This is a genomic window from Variovorax sp. GW531-E2, assembly GCF_059423125.1.
The window spans coordinates 23,020-42,537 of record NZ_JBWKXQ010000061.1; the positions used below are offsets into that span (position 1 = coordinate 23,020).

Sequence of the window (19,518 nt, forward strand, 5' to 3'; positions counted from 1 at the left end):
GGAAACAGGAATGCGGCCGCTTCTCCACGCGAGATGCGGGGAGGGCGGTGGTGCAGGCGCTGTGCGGGTCAGGCTGGCGCGCTTCGACCGAAGTGAAGCGCGAGCGATGGGCGTTCAGTTCCGCGAAGGAAGCTGAAGCCGGCGCGCGGGCTTCGTCAGGCCGGGCGGGTCGCCTTGACCCCGCCGCGTGCAAGGACGCGGCTTGCGCAGCGGATGCGCATCGAGAGGGGGGCAAGGAAGGAGGTCATGGCCGCGATCGTAGCGGCGGCATGCGGTAGAGTAAAGAGTCTTTACGAAATTTTCTGCGCCACCTGCTGCATGCGGCCTCGCTGTGGATGCCATGCAACAGCGCCGGGGCCCCGCGATAATTGGCGGTTTGCCCGCCTGCCGCCGCGCGCAACGACCGACGACTGCCTTGCCTTGACGACCCTCACACCTCCCGCCCCCCTGCGCATCGAGTTTCCCGAATCGCTCCCGGTCTCCGGCCGGCGCGAGGAGATCATGGCCGCCATTGCGGCGCACCAGGTCGTGATCGTCTGCGGCGAAACGGGCTCGGGCAAGACCACGCAGCTGCCGAAGATCGCGCTGGCGCTCGGGCGCGGCAAGCTCAACGCCGAGCCCGGCAAGGGCCGCCTCATCGGCCACACGCAGCCGCGACGCATTGCCGCCAGCTCGGTCGCCAAGCGCATCGCCGAAGAGCTGAAGACGCCGCTGGGCGACGTGGTCGGCTTCAAGGTGCGCTTTCAGGACCGCCTGAGCCGCGATGCCTCGGTCAAGCTGATGACCGACGGCATTCTGCTGGCCGAGACGCAGACCGATCCGCTGCTCAAGGCCTACGACACGCTCATCATCGACGAGGCCCACGAGCGCTCGCTGAACATCGACTTCCTCTTGGGCTACCTGCGCGAGATTCTTCCGCGTCGGCCCGACCTGAAGGTGATCGTCACCTCGGCCACCATCGATGCCGACCGCTTCGCACAGCACTTCGCTTCGGCCAAAGGGCCCGCGCCGACGATCATGGTGTCGGGCCGCACCTTCCCGGTCGAGCAGCGCTACCGGCCGTTCGAGGAGTCGCGCGAGCACGACCTGAACGACGCCATCGCGGATGCGGTCGACGAGCTCTGGCGCGACCCGCACAACGCGGGCGACATCCTGATCTTCCTGCCCGGCGAACGCGAAATCCGAGAGGCGGCCGATCACCTGCGCCGCCACGTCAGCCACCAGCCGCTGTTTCGCAGCGCCGAGGTGCTGCCGCTGTTCGCGCGGCTCTCGGGCCCCGAGCAGGACCGCATCTTCGAAAGCCACCACGGCCGCCGCATCGTGCTGGCCACCAACGTGGCCGAGACCTCGCTCACCGTGCCGGGCATCCGCTACGTGATCGACACCGGCACGGCGCGCGTCAAGCGCTACAGCTTCCGCAGCAAGGTCGAGCAGTTGCTGGTCGAGCCGATCAGCCAGGCCGCGGCCAACCAGCGCGCGGGCCGATGCGGCCGCGTGGCGAACGGCATCTGCATCCGCCTGTACGACGAGAAGGACTTTGCGGGCCGCCCGCGCTTCACCGACCCGGAAATCCTGCGCTCGTCGCTCGCGGGCGTGATCCTGCGCATGAAGTCGCTGCGGCTGGGCGACGTGGCGCGCTTCCCGTTCCTCGAAGCGCCGTCGCCGCGCGCGATTGCCGATGGCTACCAGCTGCTGAACGAACTGGGTGCGGTGGACGACGCCAACGAGCTCACCGCCACCGGCGCCGAGCTGGCGAAGCTGCCGCTCGATCCGCGCGTGGGCCGCATGATTCTCGAAGCGCGCACGCGCGGTGCGCTCGAAGAAGTGCTCATCATCGCCTCGGCGCTCAGCGTGCAGGACGTGCGCGACCGCCCGATGGACGCACAGCAGCAGGCCGACCAGGCGCACTCGAAATTCGACGACGAGAAAAGCGAGTTCAGCGGCTACCTGCGCCTGTGGAAATGGATCTCCGACGCGCGCGGCGGCCACGGCGACACGCACAAGCTCAGCAACCGCCAGTACGAGCAGCTGCTGCGCCAGAATTTCATCAACATCCGCCGTGTGCGTGAATGGCGCGACATCCATTCGCAGCTGCTCACGGTCGTCACCGAGCACAAGTGGCGCATCAACGCCACGCCGGCCGGCTACGAGCCGCTGCACCTGTCGATGCTCGCGGGCCTGCTCGGCAACGTGGGCTGGAAGCTGGAAGACGACGAGGCGTATCTCGGCGCGCGCGGCATCAAGTTCTACAAGCACCCCGGCGCGCACCTGAAGAAGAAGCCCGGGCGCTGGATCGTCGCGGCCGAACTGGTCGAGACCACGCGCCTGTTCGGGCGCGGCATCGCCAACATCGAGCCGCAATGGCTCGAGCAGGTGGCGGGGCACCTGCTGAAGAAGCAGCTGCTCGATCCGCACTGGGAGAAGAAGGGCGCGCAGGTCTCGGCGCTGGAGCGCGCGACGTTGTACGGCCTCGTGGTGTACAGCGGGCGGCGCGTCGATTTCACCAAGGTCGATCCGGTGTCGGCGCGCGAGATCTTCATCCGCGAAGCGCTGGTCGGCGGGCAGTGGGAAAGCAAGTTCCCGTTCCTCACGGCCAACCGCAAGTTGGTGCGCGAGGTCGAAGGGCTGGAGCACAAGGCGCGCCGGCAGGACGTGCTGGTCGACGACGAGCTGATCTTCGCCTTCTACGACGCGCAACTGCCGGCCGACGTGGCCAGCGGCATCACCTTCGAGAACTGGTACCGCCACGCCGCGAAGGACCAGCCGCGCCTGCTGTACCTCACGCGCGACGAGCTCATGCGCCACCAGGCCGCCGGCATCACGACGCAGTCGTTCCCGCCCACGCTGCGCCTGGGCGGTGTCGATTGCGCCGCGAGCTACCTGCACGAACCGGGCGACGCGAAAGACGGCCTCACGGTCAGCGTGCCGCTGTTCGTGCTCAACCAGGTGAACGAGGAGCGTTGCGAGTGGCTGGTGACCGGCATGCTCAAGGACAAGATCCAGGCGCTGCTCAAGAGCCTGCCGCAGCGCCCGCGCTCGCGGCTGGTGCCGCTGCCCGAGTCGGCCACGAAGCTGGCGGAGGAGCTGTCGGCGCCCGAACTCTTCGGTACCGGCTCGCTCACCGACGTGCTGCTCAAGCGTGTGCGCGATCTCACGAGCATCGACGTGAAGCGCGCCGACTTCAAGCTCGACATGCTCGCGCCGCACCTGTTCATGAACCTGCGCATCGTCGACGAGCACGGACGCCAGCTGGGCATGGGTCGCAACCTCGGCGCACTGAAGGCGGAACTGGGCGCGCAGGCGCGCGGTGCCTTCCAGGCGCTCGCGGGGCTCAACGTGAAGGCGTCGCCGGCGCCCAAGGCCGCGCCTGCGACCGGGGGGCAGGCCCCGGCGAAGAGCGCTGCGCCCGAGAAGGCCGCACCCACGCTGCCCGCCGGCCAGCGCTACACGAGCTGGACCTTCGGCGAGCTGCCCGAGCTGATGGAAGTGCGGCGCGGTTCGCAGTCGCTCATCGGCTTCCCGGCGCTGCGCGACGAAGGCGATGCCGTGACCATCGAGGTGTTCGACGAGCCCGCCGTGGCGGCCGCGAAGCACCGCGCCGGCCTGCGTCGCCTGTTCGCGCTGCAGCTGAAGGACGCGCTGAAGTACCTCGAGAAGAACATCCCCGACCTGCAGAAGATGTCGGTCGCCTACATGCCGCTGGGCACGTCGGAAGAACTGCGCACGCAGATCATCGACGTGGCGATCGACCGCGCGTTCCTGCAAGAGCCGCTGCCGACCGACGAGTTCGCCTTCAAGAAGCGGCTCGAAGAAGGGCGCGGGCGGCTCACGCTGATCGCCAACGAAGTGGCGCGGCTCGCGGGCGTCATCCTTGTCGAATACGCAGCCGCCGCGCGCAAGATCAAGGACACGAAGGTCCAGCCCGAGGCGGTGCAGGACGCGGCGCAGCAGCTGCAGAAGCTGGTGGGCAAGCGCTTCATCGCCGACGCGCCGTGGACGCAGCTGCAGCACTTCGCGCGCTACCTCAAGGCCATCGTGCTGCGCCTGGACAAGCTGCGCGCCGACCCCGCGCGCGACACGGCCAAGCTGGCCGAGCTGAAGCCGCAGGAGCAGCGCTACTGGCGCCTCGTGGCCGAGCGCAAGGGCGTGGTGGACGAGCGCATGCTCGAATTCCGCTGGCTGCTCGAGGAGCTGCGCGTGAGCTTCTTCGCGCAGGAGCTGCGCACGCCGCAGCCGGTGAGCGTGAAGCGGCTCGACAAGGCCTGGGCGCAGCTTCAGGCGTAAAAAAAGCCCGCGGCGACGCGGGCTTTTTTCATGATGGCGCGGGCGCTATATGCGGCCCATGAGCACGAGGATCACCAGGACCAGCACCACGAGCCCGAGGCCGCCGCTGGGCCCGTAGCCCCAGGACCGGCTGTAACCCCAGCTCGGCAGCGCGCCGATCAGCAGCAGGATCAGGACGATCAGCAGAATGAACGAGAGGGACATGTTTTTTCTCCTGGGACGTTGTTGTCACGAGCCTCCATGCTCGTCGTCCCGGGGCGCCGCGAGCGCCGGAGAGCCGCCCCTGACGCGGTCAGGACTGTCCTACCGTGGGCGTCGGCGCTTTACCGGTGCGCCTGCCAGCAGGAAGTGCATGGCCACGCCCACGGCCAGGAAGATGGCGCCCAGCCCGCCGACGATGGCGGCGCCGCCCCACAGGTCGAAGAAGCCGTCGAGCCGGGCGTCCTGCGGGTTCGCGGGGTTGAAGAACACGCCGACGACTTCGCCCTTGTCGTACGCAGGCGGGTTGCTGCTGCTCGACGGCGAGAACTCGACGATCGCGCCCGACGGCAGGGTGAAGCGCACCAGCGGGCGCCACGTCGGCGAATTGCTGCGGCTCGAACTTCCCGCGGACTGCAGCGCGATCACCTCGCCCTGCGCCTTGCCGGCCGATGCGATGAACTTCGTGGTGTTCTGGTAGAGCAGCCAGCCGCCGAGGAGCATGAGCGCGCCGACGAGCGTGAAGATGCGCGTGATGAGGCGGGTGGGGTTCATTCGGGCGGCTTTCAGTTGCGCATCCACTCGGCCGACAAGGTGCCCACGGCGGCCAGAACGAGGCTCGACACCAGGAAGGCCGCGGCCCCCAGCGTGGCCAGCAAGGCCCGTCGCCAGGGGCGCGTGCGAAAGAGATAGACCGGAATGCCCAGCAGCGGAAAGATGCCTGCGAGCAGCGCCGAGCGACCAGGCGCGGGCACGCCGCGCGCGAGGCCGTCGGCCCGGCACCACGTGTAGCACAGCGCCGAGATGAGGAACACATGCGCCACGTCCAGCGCGGTGTAGTCCTTGCCGCGCAGCGGCGGCAGGAACGCGTCGGCGATGCCCACCACGAGGAACGAGAGGGCCAGGGCCAGCAGGATCCAGCGCGGCCGGTTCATCGTCATCGCTGCACCCGGAGCGTGGCCGCCGGCGTCAGAGCTTCGCGAGGCGGTCGAGCGCGGCGAGCAGCGTCTCGTCCTTCTTGGCGAAGCAGAAGCGCACCACGCGCTGGTCGAAGCCGTCGCCGTAGAAGGCCGACAGCGGGATCGCCGCCACGCCGATCTCGCGCGTGAGCCAGAGGCAGAAGTCGGCCTCCGACAGGTCGCTCACGGCCGAGATGTCCACGCACTGGAAGTAGCTGCCTTCGCTGCGCAGTAGCTTGAAGCGGGTCTTCTCGGCCAGGCCGGCCGCGAACAGGTCGCGCTTGCGCTGGTAGAAGGCCGGCAGCTCCAGGTAGGGCTCGGGCCGCGCCATGTACTGCGCGAGTGCGTGCTGCATCGGCGTGTTCACCGTGAACACGTTGAACTGGTGCACCTTGCGGAACTCGGCCATCAGCGGCGCGGGCGCGGCCACGAAGCCGACCTTCCAGCCGGTGACGTGGTAGGTCTTGCCGAAGCTGCTGACGATGAAGCTGCGCGCCGCCAGGCCGGGGAAGCGCGCCACGCTTTCATGGCGTGCGTCGTCGAACACCATGTGTTCGTAGACCTCGTCGCTGATCACGAACACGTCGGTGGGCGCAAGCAGCTCTTCGAGCTGTCGCATCTCGGCCTCGGTCCAGACTGTGGCGCTCGGGTTGTGCGGCGTGTTGATGATGATGGCGCGCGTCTTCGGCGTGAGCGCGGCGGCGATCTTGTCGAAGTCGGGGCGGAAGGTGCCGGGCACGAGCGGCACGCGCACGACCTTGCCACCGGCCAGGTCGATGTTGGGCACGTAGCTGTCGTAGCAGGGCTCCAGCACGATCACTTCGTCGCCGGGGCGCACGATGGCCAGGATGGCGGTGATGATCGCCTGCGTGGCGCCGGCCGTGACCGTGATCTCGGTCGCGGCGCTGTAGCTGCGGCCGTAGAGCGCCTCGATCTTGGCGGCGATGGCGTCGCGCAGCGACGGAATGCCCGGCATCGGCGGGTACTGGTTGTGGCCGGCCGCCATGGCGGCGGTCACGTCTTCGAGCAGCTTCGGATCGCAGTGGAAATCGGGGAAGCCCTGGCCGAGGTTCACGGCGTTCTTCTCGGCCGCGAGCGTGGACATCACGGTGAAGATGGTGGTGCCGACAGCCGGCAGCTTGGTGGCGATCTCGGGCGTGCGGGGAGAAGACGAAGGGGTGGCGGTGCTCATGGTCGGTCGTCGCGGGGAAAGATGCAGGGGATCAGAGTTCGTAGTCTTGTTGATGGCCGCTCAGGGCCTTCGCGATCAGGTTGCGGTCGAGGCGGTCGCTCAGCAGCTCGGCGAACTTGAAGACGAAGTTGCGCAGGTAGGCGCTGCGCTTGAAGGCGACGCGCGCGATGTTCTGGCCGAACACGTGGCCCATCGGGCGCACCACGAGGTCGGCGTTCGACTCGTCGCGCACGGCCATCTCGGCCACGATGCCCACGCCCAGGCCCAGGCGCACGTAGGTCTTGATCACGTCGGAGTCGATGGCTTCGAGCGCGATGCGCGGCGTGAGCTTCTTCTGCGCAAACGCATGGTCGATGCGCGTGCGGCCGGTGAACGACGGGTGGTACGTGATGATCGGCTCGCTCGCGAGGTCTTCGAGCGACACGCGTTCCTTGGCCGCCAGCGGGTGGTCCTTGGGCAGCACCAGCACGTGCTGCCACTCGTAGCAGGGCAGCGTGACCAGCTCGGCATAGCCGTCGAGCGATTCGGTGGCGATGCCGATCTCGGCGATCTCGTCGATCACCATGCGCGCCACCTGGTCGGGCGAGCCCTGGTGCAGGCTCACGTTGACCTTCGGGTAGGCCTCGCGCAGGTTGGCCACGGGCACCGGCAGCACGTAGCGCGCCTGGGTGTGGGTGGTGGCGATGGAGAGGGTGCCGCTGTCCTGCGCGCTGAACTGTTCGCCGATGCGTTTGAGGTTGCCCACCTCGCGCATGATGAGCTCGATGCTCGCGATGACGTGCTGGCCGGGTTCGGTGATGCGCTTCAGGCGCTTGCCGTGGCGGGCGAAGATCTCGACGCCGAGCTCTTCCTCGAGTTCGATGATCGCCTTGGAGACGCCGGGCTGCGAGGTGTGGAGCGCCTTGGCCGCCTCGGTGAGGTTCAGGTTGCGCCGCACGGCTTCCTGAACAAACTTGAACTGGTGCAGATTCATATCAAATTCCGTCTTATTGCGGAATTCATTATGCCTTTGAAGTCTATAAAAATGACCGGGACTTCAGGATTTGATGGCAATCCGGGCCAGCAAAGCGACCAGTTCGGGCGATTCGCCCACGATCGGGGCCAGCGAGAAGGCCACGTCGGGCCAGCGCAGACGCAGGGCGTCCAGTTGCAGCGGCAGGTCTTCGCGGGCGTGCTTGCCCATGCCCAGGAAGAGCGGCACCACATGCACCGCGGTGGCGCCGTCGGCAATCAGCGCAGCGGCGGCCGTGGGCAGGTCGGGGGCGGCCAGTTCCATGTAGGCGCAGCTGACGCGCACCGTGGGGTCGTTTTCGCGCATGCGGGCGGCGACCGCCTCGATGGGCTCGCGCCAGCGCGCATCGCGCGAGCCGTGCGCGAGCAGCACCGTGCCCGGCACTTGCGTGGTCATCGTCTCAGGACCAGCCAGCTGAAGGCGGTCAGCGACAGCACCGAATAGATCATTCCCGGCGCCGCCGCCGTGAGCCAGGGCGACCAGTTGCTCAGGTTGCCGAGGTAGCCGAACACGTTGTTCAGCAGGAAGAAGCTGATGCCGATCATCACGCCGCCGAACACGTAGGTCGTGATGCCGGCCTGGCGGAAGTGCAGGTAGGCGAAGGGCAGGGCGAGCACCACCATCACCAGGCACGACAGCGGGTAGAACACCTTGCGCCAGAACTCGATCTCGTAGCGCTGCGCGGTCTGGCCGTTGGCGTTCAGGTGCCGGATGTAGTCGAACAGGTCGATGGTGCTCATGCGGTCGGGCCGCAGCAGCGCGACCGACACCATTTCCGCGGTGAGCGAGGTGGGCCAGTCCATCTTCTCGACATGGGTGGTCGTGATGCGGGCCTTGTCGGCGCTGCGGGTTTCGTAGTCCTGCTGCTCGACCTCGGAGAGCACCCACTTGTCGTCGAGGATGCGGGCCGACTTGGCCATGAGCTGCTTGCTCACGTAGCCGTTGCCGTCGAACTCGAAGATGCGCGTGTTCTGCAGCGAGCCGTCGCGCGAGATCGAGAGCACATTGACCGCATACGACGTGTCGCCGCGCTTTTCCTTCAGCCAGGCGCCGGTGTTGCCCACGAGCGAATAGGTGCCCTGGTAGCGCGACTTGAGCAGCTGGCCGGTGCGTCCCGACAGCGGCGCGATGTAGTCGCCGATGGCAAAGGTGAGCACGACGAAGCCCAGCCCCAGCAGCAGCAGCGTGCGCAGCGCACGCCACGGGCCCAGGCCGCTGGTGCGCAGGATGGTGTATTCGGAGCTTTGCGCCAGCCGCGCCATCACGAAGATGCAGCCGATCAGCACCGTGATCGGCAGCAGTTCGTACAGGTGGCTGGGCACCAGCAGCAGCACGTAGATCAGCGCCTGCACCGGCCCGTAGGCCAGGCTTTCGGGCTTGCCCACGGACTGCAGCTCGTCGACGAAGTCGAAGAAGAAGAACAGGCTCAGGAAGCCGAGCGTCACGAAGGCCACGGCCTTCAGTGCCTCGACGTAGATCAGTCGGCGGATGGTTTTCACGAGGTCGGGTCGATCCGGGAAGGCGGTACGGCCGGCAGGGCGCCGGCCGTGGCGGCGCTGGCGCGGGCCTGGCGGCGGGCCGACCAGTTGTTGTTGCGCAGGGTGAGCCAGGCCGTGGCGAAGAGGAAGACGCCGCCGTGCAGCAGCAGCATGAAGGAGCCCATGCCGTAGCGGCCCGAGCTGATCCAGCTCTGGCCCAGGTTCAGCAGGTTGTAGTAGACGACGAAGGCGAACAGCGCAAATACGAGGTTGCCGCTGCGTCCCACGCGCGGGTTGACGCTGGACACCGTCAGCGCCAGCAGCACGAAGTTGATGGCAGCCAGCAGCATGCCGAAGCGCCAGCCCAGCTCGCCCAGGCTGGCATCGCTGCGGTCGCGCAGCAGCGAGAGCGTGGAGCGGGCGCGCGTGGGCGTGCTGTCGCCGGTGGCGTTCGAGCTGCCGCCGGCGCGCGTGCCATAGGTCTTGAACTCGCTGATCTTCAGGCCCGATTCGGTGAACAGCGGGCGCTCCAGGCGCTGGCCGTTGCTCAGCAGCAGGAAGCGGTGGTTGTCGATGTCCTCGATGCGGCCGCTGCGCGCCGACGTGGTGATCTGCAGCCCACGCTCGACGGCCCAGATGAACACGTTGGTGGCGGTGGCGCCGTCGGGCGTGTCCTTGTCGATGAAGAACACGCGCAGCCGGCCCGAGGACTCGCGGAACTCACCGGGCGTGACGCGCTCGATGTCGCTGCGCTGCTCGTACTGCTGGCGCATGCCGATGGTCTGCGAGTTGGCCCAGGGCCAGCCCACCAGCGCCATGGCGGCGATGAGCAGCAGCACCGGCCAGGCGAATCGGAACAGCGGCTGGACGAAATCGGCCAGGCCGCGCCCGCTGGAGAACCAGATCACCATTTCGCTGTCGCGGTACATGCGCGAGAGCGTGCCGACGATGGCGATGAACAGGCTCAGGCTCAGGATGGTCGGCATGTAGCCGAGCACCGTGTACGCCATCACGAGGAAGACCTCCTGCGGGTTCACGCTGCCCTTGGACGCCAGCCCGAGCGTACGGATGAGCATCATGGTCATCACGATGGTGACCAGGACGACGAGGGTCGCTCCGAAGCTGCGCGACAGCTCCTTGCGTAGGGAAGAATGGAATAACATCGTTCGAGGAAAAAAAGGATTATGGACTTTCAACTCAAGACCCTCACCGTCGCCCAGGCCGCCGCCGAGAAATCCGACCTCCTCATCGTGCTCGTCGGCAGCGCTCTCCCCACAGCCAAAGACCCCGTTTCCGTGCTCGCCGCCAGCGCCCGCAAGGCCGGCGACCTGCCCGACAAGGCCGGCAAGCTGCTCGCGCTGTACCGCCCCGAGACCGTGGTGCCCTCGCGCGTGCTGCTGGCCGCCATCGGCGACGGCAAGGCCGCCTCGGTGCGCAGCGCCGTGAGTGCGGCGGTTGCCGCCGCCAAGGCCAACGGCCCCAAGCGCGTCGTGATCGTCTTCGCGCAGCCGGCCGACGCCGCCGCGGTGGCCGCCGCCGTCACGGCCGCGGCCGATGCCAGCTATGTCTACACCACGACCAAGTCGAAGGCCGAGCCGCGCAGCATTCGCCACCTGACGCTGGGCGTGGCCGAGGCCGCCAGCCCCGCCGTCACCAAGGCCTTCGACGACGCCCGCGCCACGGTCGCCGGCATCGAGCTGGCCAAGGAGTGGGGCAACCGTCCCGCCAACCATGCCACGCCCACGCTGCTGGCCGAAGCCGCCAAGGGGCTGGCGAAGCTGCCGCGCATCAAGTGCGAAGTGCTGGGCCCGAAGGAAGTCGAGAAGCTCGGCATGGGCGCGTTCGCCGCCGTGGCCCAGGGCTCGGCCGAACCGCTGCGCTTCATCGTGCTGCGCTACCAGGGCGGTGCCAAGGACGAGGCCCCCGTGGTGCTCGTCGGCAAGGGCATCACCTTCGACACCGGCGGCGTCTCGCTCAAGCCCGCGGCCGAGATGGACGAGATGAAGTTCGACATGTGCGGCGCCGCCAGCGTGCTCGGCACCTTCCGCGCGCTCGGCGCGATCCAGCCGGCGATCAACGTGGTCGGCCTGATTCCTTCGTGCGAGAACATGAACGACGGCAAGGCCGTCAAGCCCGGCGACGTGGTCACCAGCATGAGCGGGCAGACCATCGAGATCCTGAACACCGACGCTGAAGGCCGTCTCATCCTGTGCGACGCGCTCACGTACGCCAAGCGCTTCGACCCGGCTGCCGTGATCGACATCGCGACGCTCACAGGCGCCTGCGTGGTGGCTTTGGGCGGCGTGCGCAGCGGCCTGTTCGCGAGCGACGAGTCACTGGCCTCCGCGCTCGAATCGGCCGGCGAGGCCTCGCAAGACCGCTGCTGGCGCCTGCCGCTGGACGACGACTACGCCGAAGGCCTCAAGAGCAACTTCGCCGACGTGGCCAACATCGCCGGGCGTGCCGGCGGCGCGATCACCGCGGCCAAGTTTTTGCAGCGCTTCACGGCCGACTACGCCTGGGCGCACCTGGACATCGCAGGCACGGCCTGGAAGAGCGGGGCGGCCAAGGGCTCGACCGGCCGGCCCGTCGGCCTGCTGGTCTCGTACCTGACGAACCGTGCGGGCAACAGCAACGCCGCTGCCGCCGTGCCGAAGGCCGGGAAGGCCGCCAAGCCTGCAAAGAAGGCCGCGTCGCCCAAGACCCCGGCCAAGCCGGCCCGAAAGGCCCGGTCCGCGCAGTGACCGACATCGGCTTTCACTACAACGCGCCCGACAAGCTCACCTACGCTTGCCGGCTGGTTCGCAAGGCCGTGAACACACGCGGCCTGCGCGTGGTGGTGGTGGGCGATGCGCGCGCGCTCGACACGGTCGACGCTGCGCTCTGGCAGCTGTCGCCGGTCGACTTCGTCGCGCACTGCCGCGCCGATGCGCCGGCCCATGTGGTGGCGCGTTCGCCCGTCATCCTGTGCGCCGAAGGCGGGGACGCGGCCTCGCTGCCGCACCGCGAGATGCTGGTCAACCTGGGGCTCGAGGTGCCGGCCGGCTTCGAGCGCTTCGAACGCATGATCGACATCGTGAGCGACGAGGCCAACGACCGGCAGGTCGGCCGCACCCGCTGGCGCCACTACGCCGACCGGGGCTACACGATCCAGCCGCACGATTTCGCAAGGAGCGCTTCCTGATGGCCAGCACGCTGCGCACGCCGCCCCGGTTCGTCCCGACGCTGACGACCGTGCTCGAGATTCCGGCCGAGCCCGTGCCGGTCGCCGAGACGGTGCGACCCACGGGTGCGCCGGTGTCGCAGCCCCCGCCGCCGGACCCCGCGAGCGCCGTGGCGTTGCCGCCGTCGGTGTCGCTCACGCCGGCCGAAATCGTCAGCCTCGAAGAGCAATTGCTGCACCGCGTGCTGCAGCGCGTCGACCTGTCGCTGGAAGAGCGATTGAGCGACGCCGTGTCAGCTGCCGTTCAGCATCAGCTCGACGAAATGGTGCCGCGTCTGCGCGGCGAAATCGAGGCCGTGTTGCGCGCGCTCGTCATCGAATCCATGGCCGCTGAACTCTGTGAAAACACAGGGGAAAACACAGGGTCTACGCCAACTTCCGGCGCATAAATCCTCGGCTAAACTGCGCCGCAGGTCGGAATGGCGTGAGGGTGCCGCTGGTCTGCGGCGCGAAACTTGCGAGGTCTGAACGCCCGGATCGAACGACCGGTTTTTATATCTTTTCATCCAAGTTCTGGAGGTTCTCATGCAATTGAAATGGACTGCGGTCGCACTGGCTGCACTCACGCTCGTGGCTTGCGGCAAGAAGGAAGAAGCTGCTGCTCCGGCGGCACCGGCACCCACGGCTGCGGCTCCGGCCCCTGCTGCGCCTCCGGCTGATGCCCTAGTCGTCAAGATCGGCCACGTCGGCCCGACCAGCGGTCCCATTGCCCACCTCGGCAAGGACAACGAGCTCGGTGCCAAGATGGCCATCGAAGACCTGAATGCAAAGGGCTTCAAGATCGGCGACAAGGTTGCCAAGTTCGTGCTGGTTCCCGAAGACGACGCTGGCGATCCGAAGCAAGGCACGGCCGTCGCCCAGAAGCTGGTCGATGAAAAGGTCAACGGCATCGTCGGTCACCTGAACTCGGGCACCACGATCCCCGCTTCCAAGCTGTACAGCGACGCCGGCATTCCGCAGGTCTCGCCGTCGGCCACCAACCCCAAGTACACCCGCCAGGGCTTCAAGACCACGTTCCGCGTGGTGGCTGACGACACGCAGCTGGGCGGCACGCTCGGCAAGTACGCCGTCGAAACGCTCAAGGGCAAGAACATCGCCGTGATCGACGACCGCACGGCCTACGGCCAGGGCGTTGCCGAAGAGTTCGAGAAGGCAGCCAAGGCGGCAGGCGCGACCATCGTGGGCCACGAGTTCACGACCGACAAGTCGACCGACTTCAACGCCATCCTGACCAAGCTGAAGGCTGCCAAGCCCGACGTGCTGTTCTTCGGCGGCATGGACGCCGTGGGCGGCCCGATGCTCAAGCAGGTCAAGCAGCTCGGCCTGAACGTCAAGTTCATGGGCGGCGACGGCCTGTGCACCGGCGAACTGCCGAAGCTGGCAGGCGACGCCATCGGTGAAGACATGGTGGTCTGCGCCGAAGCCGGCGGTGTCGACGGCGACTTCAAGCAGCCGCTGGAAGACTTCAAGGCCAAGTTCAAGACCAAGAACGGCGTCGAAGTGCAGATCTACGCACCGTACGTGTACGACGCGGTCAACGTGCTGGCCGAAGCCATGGCCAAGGCCGGCTCGTCCGACCCGGAAAAGTACCTGGCTGAAGTCGGCAAGGTGCAATACAAGGGCGTGACCGGCCCGATCGCCTTCGACGAAAAGGGCGACATCAAGAACGGCGCCCTGACGCTCTTCACCTACAAGGGTGGCGTGCGCACGCAGATCGCCGTGGTGCGCTGATCGCATTGCAGCCAACGACCCTTCACCGGGTCGTTCCATGACAAAAGGGCCTTCGGGCCCTTTTTTCATTCAGGGGTGCGCAGCCGTTGCGCGGGCCTGCCTTCAGAGCGCGGCCATGCCCGAGGGGCGGTCGGCGTTGCAGTACTCGATGAAGGCGTCCAGGTCGCGCGACTTGTCGAACACCGCGTCGGCGCCCAGGGCCTGGCAGCGCGTGCGGATGTCGGGGGTGACGTAGTTGCTCAGCACCACGACGCGCTGGTGCGGGCCACGTTCGCGGCAGCCCGACAGCACGCCTAGGCCGGAGCCTTCCTTGAGGAACAGGTCGACGATGAGCAGTTGCCAGGCATCGGGGTGGGCGGCGAGCCAGGCGAGGGCGCCCGATTCGGTTTCGGCATAGCCGACGACATGGCCGTTGACGAGGTCCTCGAGGGCCGGGACCAGGTTGTCCCTGATGGTCTTGTTGTCCTCGACGAGGAACGTGATGAGGGCCATGCCGCGGTTTTGATGTGTGAACCAATAGCGTAGCGTGGCGCAAGCGGTCTCCGCGTAGGAGAAGGGAGAACGACGCACGCAAACCGTGCGGAAACAACGGCGATCAGCGCTTGTCCGACGTCGCCTGCGTGCGGATGCGCGCCTTGAGCTGCTCGGCCAGCGCCTGGCTCTCGTCGCGCTCGGCGGTCACTTCGAGGCGCTTCTCGATTTCCTCGCTCAGCGCCGCATTCACTTCGGCCAGCTTCTCGGCCGACTGGGCGAGTTTTTCCTCGAGCTGGCTGGTGTGCTCGATGGCCTGCGCTACCTCGCCGACCTGGACCTCGTCCGGCAGTTCCTGTTCCAGCACGGTGCTCACGACGGCGAGGTTGTCCGAGGCGCGCTGCACATCGGCGGCCACCTGTTCGCTCTTTTTCAGGGTCTTGTCCAGCGAGGTGGTGCCGCGCGTCAAGGTGGGGGAAGGTCCGGCCATCGAGGCTCCTTTGCGGCAGGCGAAGTGGGGTGGAATGTCGATCGATTCGATTCCGCGCATCGTACCGCCAGACGCGGCCTTGCTCAGGACTGGCAACAGTTGCTGCGTGGCAACAGGGGTCAGCCGAAGTCCTACGGAATCGGCCGCGAGTTTCGGACTGGGCCGATGGGGGATTTTTGCCGCCCCCGGGAAGATGCAGAACATCCTCTTCTCCCTCCAAGGCTCGCCATGATCAGACACGCACTCGTGATCGACCAGGTCGAACGCACCGGCCTCGCGCTGGCCACCTTCATGCGCCACGCCGGCATTCCCCGCGTGGACGTCACGCGCAGCGGCCATGGCTTTGTCGAGGCAGTACAGCACCGGCGCCACGACCTGCTGGTGGTGGACATCGACACGCCCGAAGTCACGGGCCTGCAGATGATCGATGCCGTGGTCGAGGCCGGCAGCCCCGCCGCGCTGGTGCTCATGAGCGCCCAGCCGCCGCGCATCCTGCAGGCCGCAGAAGACTATGCCCGGGCCCGTGGCGCGCGTGTGCTCTCGGCCATCGCCAAGCCGCACACCATGGTCACGATGGCGTCGGCGGCGCAGGCCATGGCGCGCGAACGGCGCCACCGGGCCGGGCTGCGGCGCGGAAGCGCCCCACCTGCGAACGACACACCGGCGTTCACGGCTGCGGTCCTGCGCGAGGCGCTGGCCACGCGCCAGATCACCGCCCACTTCCAGCCCCGGCATTGCGCGCGCACCGGCGTGTTGCACGGCGCCGAACTGCAGCCGGGCTGGTACCGGCCCGACGACACCTGGCTGCCCGCGGCCGACTTCCTGCCTGCCATCGCGCAGGTCGGCCTGCACGAGGCGCTGGTGCAGCGCATGCTCGAGTGCGCCTTCGAACTGCTCGGCTACATGCACAAGGACCACGGCCTGCGCCTGGGCGTGCGCGTGCCGGCGTCGGTGGCCGCCTCGGTGTCCTGGGCGCAGGGCGTGGCCGAGCAGGCCGAACGCGCCGGCATCGCCGCCGACCAGCTCGTGCTGGAGATCGCCGAAGACGGCGGCGCGCGCTGCAACGAGGTGCTGGCCGGTGCGGTCGCGCACCTGCGGCTGCGCGGGTTCCACTGCGCCATCGACCGCTTCGGCCAGGGCGACTCGACCCTGAGCCGCTGGTTCAAGGTGCCGTTCAGCGAGCTCCAGATCGACGCGCGCCAGCTGGCACAGGCGCGCGAGAACCCGCATGCCCGCCACATCCTGGCGAGCGTGATCGCGATGGCGCGCGAACAGCATGCGACGCTGCTCGTGAAGGGCGTCGACGGCGAGCGTGACCTCGCGTTGGCCCGCAGTCTCGGGTGCCACTTCACGCAGGGCGCGCAGCACGCCGCGCCGATGGCCGAGCCGGCCTTCGTGCAGTACGCGGCGCTGCTGCGGTATGCGGCAGGGCGCCCGCAGGCGCCGCGGAACGCCGATTGACGATCGGGCGACGCGCGCTCAGGCGGCGCGCCGTGCCAGCACCGCTTCGGCGGCTGCCTGCAGTTCCATCCAATCGGGGGCGATCACCGCCATCGCCTCTTGCTTCACCAGGACGCCGAGCCGGCCGCACATCGCGGCGATGGCCGGCTCGCCGATCATGGCGAAGGCACCGCGCACCGCATGCAACTGGTCGCCGATCGCGCGCCGGTCGCCGGTCGCCAGGGCCTCGCGGACCTGCTGCGCGGAAGACGCCAGCGACGAGACCATCGCGTCGTGCAGGCGCGCGTCGAGTGGCGCTTGCGCGGGCGCGATCGGGGCGCTGGCCACCCGTGGTGGCGCAGCAGCGCCCAGCGTCTTGAGGATCGCCTGCTCCAGCGCCGGCAACAGCACCGGCTTGAGCAGCACCCCCGCGAAACCCGCCAGCGAGCATTGCTGGTAGCCCTCCTGCTCCAGGTGCGCCGTGATGGCGACGAGCGGGATCGACGGGCTGCGCTCGCGCAGCCGGCGGGCCAGCGTGTAGCCGTCCATGCCGGGCATGTTCAGGTCGGTCAGCACGAGGTCGTAGCGCTGCGCGGCGAACAGGGCCAGCGCGGCGTTGCCGTCGGGTGCCACGTCGGCGGCGACGCCAAGCGCGTCGAGCTGGTCGCTGATGAGGGCACGGTTGGCCGGATGGTCGTCCACGACCAGCAGGCGCACGGGACGCAAGGGCAGAGCCGCGTGGGCAGCGTTGGTGCCCGACGGCGCGACGACCTCGGGCGCCAGCGCCACCAGCGGCAAGGTCACCGTGAAGCACGAGCCCGCGCCCGACTGGCTGCTCACGGCGATCGTGCCGCCCATCTTGCGCGCCAGCCGCTGGCAGATCGACAGCCCCAGCCCCGAGCCGCCGAACTCGCGCGCGGTCGAGGGCGAGGCCTGCATGTAGATGTCGAACAGCCGGGGAATCTGCTCGGGCGGCACGCCCATGCCGGTGTCGGTCACGCGGATCGCGACCGGCGAGGCCTGCCCCGGCGACAGCGGCCCGACCTCCAGCGTCACCGTGCCCGAGGCCGTGAACTTGATCGCGTTGCTCAGCAGGTTCACGACGATCTGGCGGATGCGCGTCGGATCGCCTTCGTAGCCGGCGGCCAGGCCCGGGTGCACCACGCAGTCCAGCCGCAGCCCCTTGGCATGCGCCGAGGGCTCGAACATCTCCACGCAGGTGCGCACGAGGTCGGGCAGCGCCATGCGCGTGGCCTCGAGCTTGAGGTGGCCCGACTCCATCTTCGACAGGTCGAGGATGTTGTTGACGATCTCGAGCAGGGTGCGCGAGGCCTGGCGCACCGACTGCAGGCGCCGGGCCTGCACCTCGGGCGGCGCGCCCTGGCCGAGCAGCTCGAGGTTGCCCAGCACCGCGTTCAGCGGCGTGCGGATCTCGTGGCTCATGGTCGCGATGAACACCGACTTGGCGCGGTTGGCCGCCTCGGCTGCCTCGCGGGCTTCTTCGCGCTTCTTGTCGAGTTCGTTGCGCTCGGTGGTGTCGGAGAAGCTGCACAGCAGGGCGTCTGCGCCCTGGTAGCGCGTGCGCGTGCATTGCAGCAGCAGCTCGCAGGCCTGGCCGTTCTTCAGGGCCAGCGGCATGCTGGCGTCATGCAGCGTGCCGCCCTGGGCGCATTCGCGGTAGAGCGCGGCCATCTGGCGGTGCAGCGGCTCGGGCGGTGCGGTGGCCGCCGCGTAGTGTTCCATCAGGGTGTTCTGCAGCAGCACGCGCTCGTCGTCGAGCGCGATGAGGCAGACGCCGAACGACGAGGTGGCGATGATCGCGCGGTTGAGCTGCTCGCTCTCGAACACCCGCTTCGAGCGACGGTAGGCGGGCTCCAGCAGCTTGCGCCTGAAGAGCAGCAGCAGGCCCCAGAGCGTGCCCAGCACCACCAGCGTGGCGCCGCCGTAGCGCAGCAGCTGCGGCTTCAGCGTGGCGAAGACCGTGCGCCACGAGTAGGCGTACACCAGCGACCAGCCGGTGCCGGCCAGCGGCGTCGAGAGGCTGAACACGCCCGCGCGGTAGGTTTCGCGCGGCAGCGCGGGGCTGGCCTCGCGCAGGCTGTGGGCCAGCGCGGTGGCCATCAGCGCGCCGCCGTCGATGGCGTCGCCCGTGCGGTCGGCCGAGAGCAGCACCCGGCCCTGCGTGTCGACCAGCAGGGCGGCCGTGTCTTGCGGCGTGTGGCGCAGGCGGCCGTGCAGCACGCCCGAGGGCAGGTTGCTCACGAACACCATGAAAGGAAGACCCTGGGCGTCGAACCCGGGCTGCACCAGCTTGAAGGGCGAGGCCCCCGGTGCCAGCAGGTCAGGCGCCGGCGGCTGCCAGGCCACGCGCCGCTGCGTGCGCCACTGCGCGGCGAGGGCCGGGTTGCCGGCGAGATCGCCGATGTCGTAGCTCAGGCGCGCGATGAGCGCGGCGGTGTCCGGCAGGCCGGTGCGAGCCAGCGCGCCCTGCAGGCCGCCTTCGGGCGCGGGCATCAGCGTGAGCAGGCGGTGGTCGGGGGTGTAGGCGTAGGCGCCCAGCGGCGAATTGCGCAGCTGCGCGACGGCGGTGACGCTGTAGGCCTGCATTTCGAGCATGCCCAGATAGGGCGCGAACTCGTGCAGGTCGGGGGTGCTCGTGGGGTCGACGGCGGCGATGGCGGGTGTCAGCTGCGCCCCGGCCTGCAGGACCACATGCCCCCCGTCGCGCACGAAGGCCTCCAGCGTGCCCGCGGCCGGCGGCGTCTGGCTGTTCCAGAGCAGCTCGGCATTCACCACGCCGCGGCGCATCGCTGCCTGCTTTTCCTCGATGTCGAGCTGCATCTGCGCGCTGTGCGCGGCCAGCGTGGTGCGCAGGTTCGCAAGCGCATTGGCGGCGGCGTTGTACAGCACGAGGCCCGCGGCCAGCACGATGAGTAGCGACAGCAGCGCGCCGCCGCCATAGAGCAGGGCGTGCTGGTAGCGGCGCAGCAGGTCCAGCTCCTGCGCCTGCCGGGCAGGCGTCGGGGCAGGGGGGGCGCTG

The 19,518-nt window shown here is 68.5% G+C and carries 17 protein-coding genes; 6 read left to right on the forward strand and 11 right to left on the reverse strand.

Annotated features, from left to right (window positions below; all coding sequences use genetic code 11):
- Window positions 1–318: 318 nt before the first annotated feature.
- Window positions 319–4,284 (forward strand): ATP-dependent RNA helicase HrpA, encoded by a 3,966-nt coding sequence (hrpA, locus tag AC07XP_RS26260; protein ID WP_495266339.1) that lies wholly within the window; start codon window positions 319–321, stop codon window positions 4,282–4,284.
- A gap of 45 nt (window positions 4,285–4,329) precedes the next feature.
- Here the strand turns inward: hrpA and AC07XP_RS26265 are convergent, their stop codons facing one another.
- From AC07XP_RS26265 to lptF, 8 genes are all read right to left on the reverse strand, one after another.
- The gene (locus AC07XP_RS26265; protein WP_082817953.1) at window positions 4,330–4,488 is read right to left on the reverse strand and encodes a DUF3309 family protein; all 159 of its coding nucleotides are present in this window, start codon (window positions 4,486–4,488) and stop codon (window positions 4,330–4,332) included.
- 99 nt (window positions 4,489–4,587) lie between these two features.
- Window positions 4,588–5,037: a DUF3592 domain-containing protein gene (locus tag AC07XP_RS26270; RefSeq protein WP_307588468.1), complete on the reverse strand. Its 450-nt coding sequence runs from the start codon at window positions 5,035–5,037 to the stop codon at window positions 4,588–4,590.
- Between the two features lie 11 nt (window positions 5,038–5,048).
- The gene (locus tag AC07XP_RS26275; RefSeq protein ID WP_495266332.1) at window positions 5,049–5,423 is read right to left on the reverse strand and encodes a rard protein; all 375 of its coding nucleotides are present in this window, start codon (window positions 5,421–5,423) and stop codon (window positions 5,049–5,051) included.
- Window positions 5,424–5,451: 28 nt separating this feature from the next.
- Entirely contained in the window at window positions 5,452–6,633 is a 1,182-nt protein-coding gene (locus AC07XP_RS26280) for a pyridoxal phosphate-dependent aminotransferase (RefSeq protein WP_495266333.1), read from the reverse strand.
- Between the two features lie 31 nt (window positions 6,634–6,664).
- Window positions 6,665–7,606: a CysB family HTH-type transcriptional regulator gene (locus tag AC07XP_RS26285; RefSeq protein WP_062470216.1), complete on the reverse strand. Its 942-nt coding sequence runs from the start codon at window positions 7,604–7,606 to the stop codon at window positions 6,665–6,667.
- Between the two features lie 63 nt (window positions 7,607–7,669).
- Window positions 7,670–8,041 carry a sirohydrochlorin chelatase gene (locus AC07XP_RS26290; RefSeq protein WP_495266334.1) on the reverse strand — a complete coding sequence of 124 codons (372 nt, stop codon included), beginning with the start codon at window positions 8,039–8,041 and terminating at the stop codon, window positions 7,670–7,672.
- Window positions 8,038–9,144: an LPS export ABC transporter permease LptG gene (lptG, locus tag AC07XP_RS26295; protein WP_495266335.1), complete on the reverse strand. Its 1,107-nt coding sequence runs from the start codon at window positions 9,142–9,144 to the stop codon at window positions 8,038–8,040. Before lptG ends, AC07XP_RS26290 begins: the two co-directional genes overlap by 4 nt.
- The gene (lptF, locus tag AC07XP_RS26300) at window positions 9,141–10,286 is read right to left on the reverse strand and encodes an LPS export ABC transporter permease LptF (RefSeq protein ID WP_062470224.1); all 1,146 of its coding nucleotides are present in this window, start codon (window positions 10,284–10,286) and stop codon (window positions 9,141–9,143) included. The genes lptG and lptF overlap by 4 nt, the downstream gene beginning before the upstream one ends.
- Window positions 10,287–10,307: 21 nt before the next feature.
- Between lptF and AC07XP_RS26305 the strand changes: the two genes are divergently transcribed.
- The 4 genes from AC07XP_RS26305 (at window position 10,308) to AC07XP_RS26320 (ending at window position 14,077) form a co-directional block, all read left to right on the forward strand.
- Window positions 10,308–11,867 carry a leucyl aminopeptidase gene (locus AC07XP_RS26305; protein ID WP_495266336.1) on the forward strand — a complete coding sequence of 520 codons (1,560 nt, stop codon included), beginning with the start codon at window positions 10,308–10,310 and terminating at the stop codon, window positions 11,865–11,867.
- A complete protein-coding gene (locus AC07XP_RS26310; RefSeq protein WP_062470228.1) occupies window positions 11,864–12,307 on the forward strand; it encodes a DNA polymerase III subunit chi in 444 nt (147 codons plus the stop codon). The genes AC07XP_RS26305 and AC07XP_RS26310 overlap by 4 nt, the downstream gene beginning before the upstream one ends.
- Window positions 12,307–12,735: a hypothetical protein gene (locus AC07XP_RS26315; RefSeq protein ID WP_139701649.1), complete on the forward strand. Its 429-nt coding sequence runs from the start codon at window positions 12,307–12,309 to the stop codon at window positions 12,733–12,735. The genes AC07XP_RS26310 and AC07XP_RS26315 overlap by 1 nt, the downstream gene beginning before the upstream one ends.
- A 136-nt stretch (window positions 12,736–12,871) precedes the next feature.
- The gene (locus tag AC07XP_RS26320; protein WP_062470234.1) at window positions 12,872–14,077 is read left to right on the forward strand and encodes a branched-chain amino acid ABC transporter substrate-binding protein; all 1,206 of its coding nucleotides are present in this window, start codon (window positions 12,872–12,874) and stop codon (window positions 14,075–14,077) included.
- A gap of 102 nt (window positions 14,078–14,179) precedes the next feature.
- On the opposite strand, the gene AC07XP_RS26325 is transcribed toward AC07XP_RS26320, so the two are convergent.
- Window positions 14,180–14,569 (reverse strand): response regulator, encoded by a 390-nt coding sequence (locus tag AC07XP_RS26325; protein ID WP_070060783.1) that lies wholly within the window; start codon window positions 14,567–14,569, stop codon window positions 14,180–14,182.
- Window positions 14,570–14,672: 103 nt separating this feature from the next.
- Window positions 14,673–15,038 carry a hypothetical protein gene (locus AC07XP_RS26330; protein ID WP_070060782.1) on the reverse strand — a complete coding sequence of 122 codons (366 nt, stop codon included), beginning with the start codon at window positions 15,036–15,038 and terminating at the stop codon, window positions 14,673–14,675.
- 228 nt (window positions 15,039–15,266) lie between these two features.
- On the opposite strand from AC07XP_RS26330, the gene AC07XP_RS26335 reads away from it, so the two are divergent.
- The gene (locus AC07XP_RS26335; RefSeq protein WP_495266337.1) at window positions 15,267–16,499 is read left to right on the forward strand and encodes an EAL domain-containing response regulator; all 1,233 of its coding nucleotides are present in this window, start codon (window positions 15,267–15,269) and stop codon (window positions 16,497–16,499) included.
- 18 nt (window positions 16,500–16,517) lie between these two features.
- On the opposite strand, the gene AC07XP_RS26340 is transcribed toward AC07XP_RS26335, so the two are convergent.
- A partial coding sequence (locus AC07XP_RS26340; protein WP_495266338.1) for an ATP-binding protein occupies window positions 16,518–19,518 on the reverse strand: 3,001 nt, incomplete at its 5' end.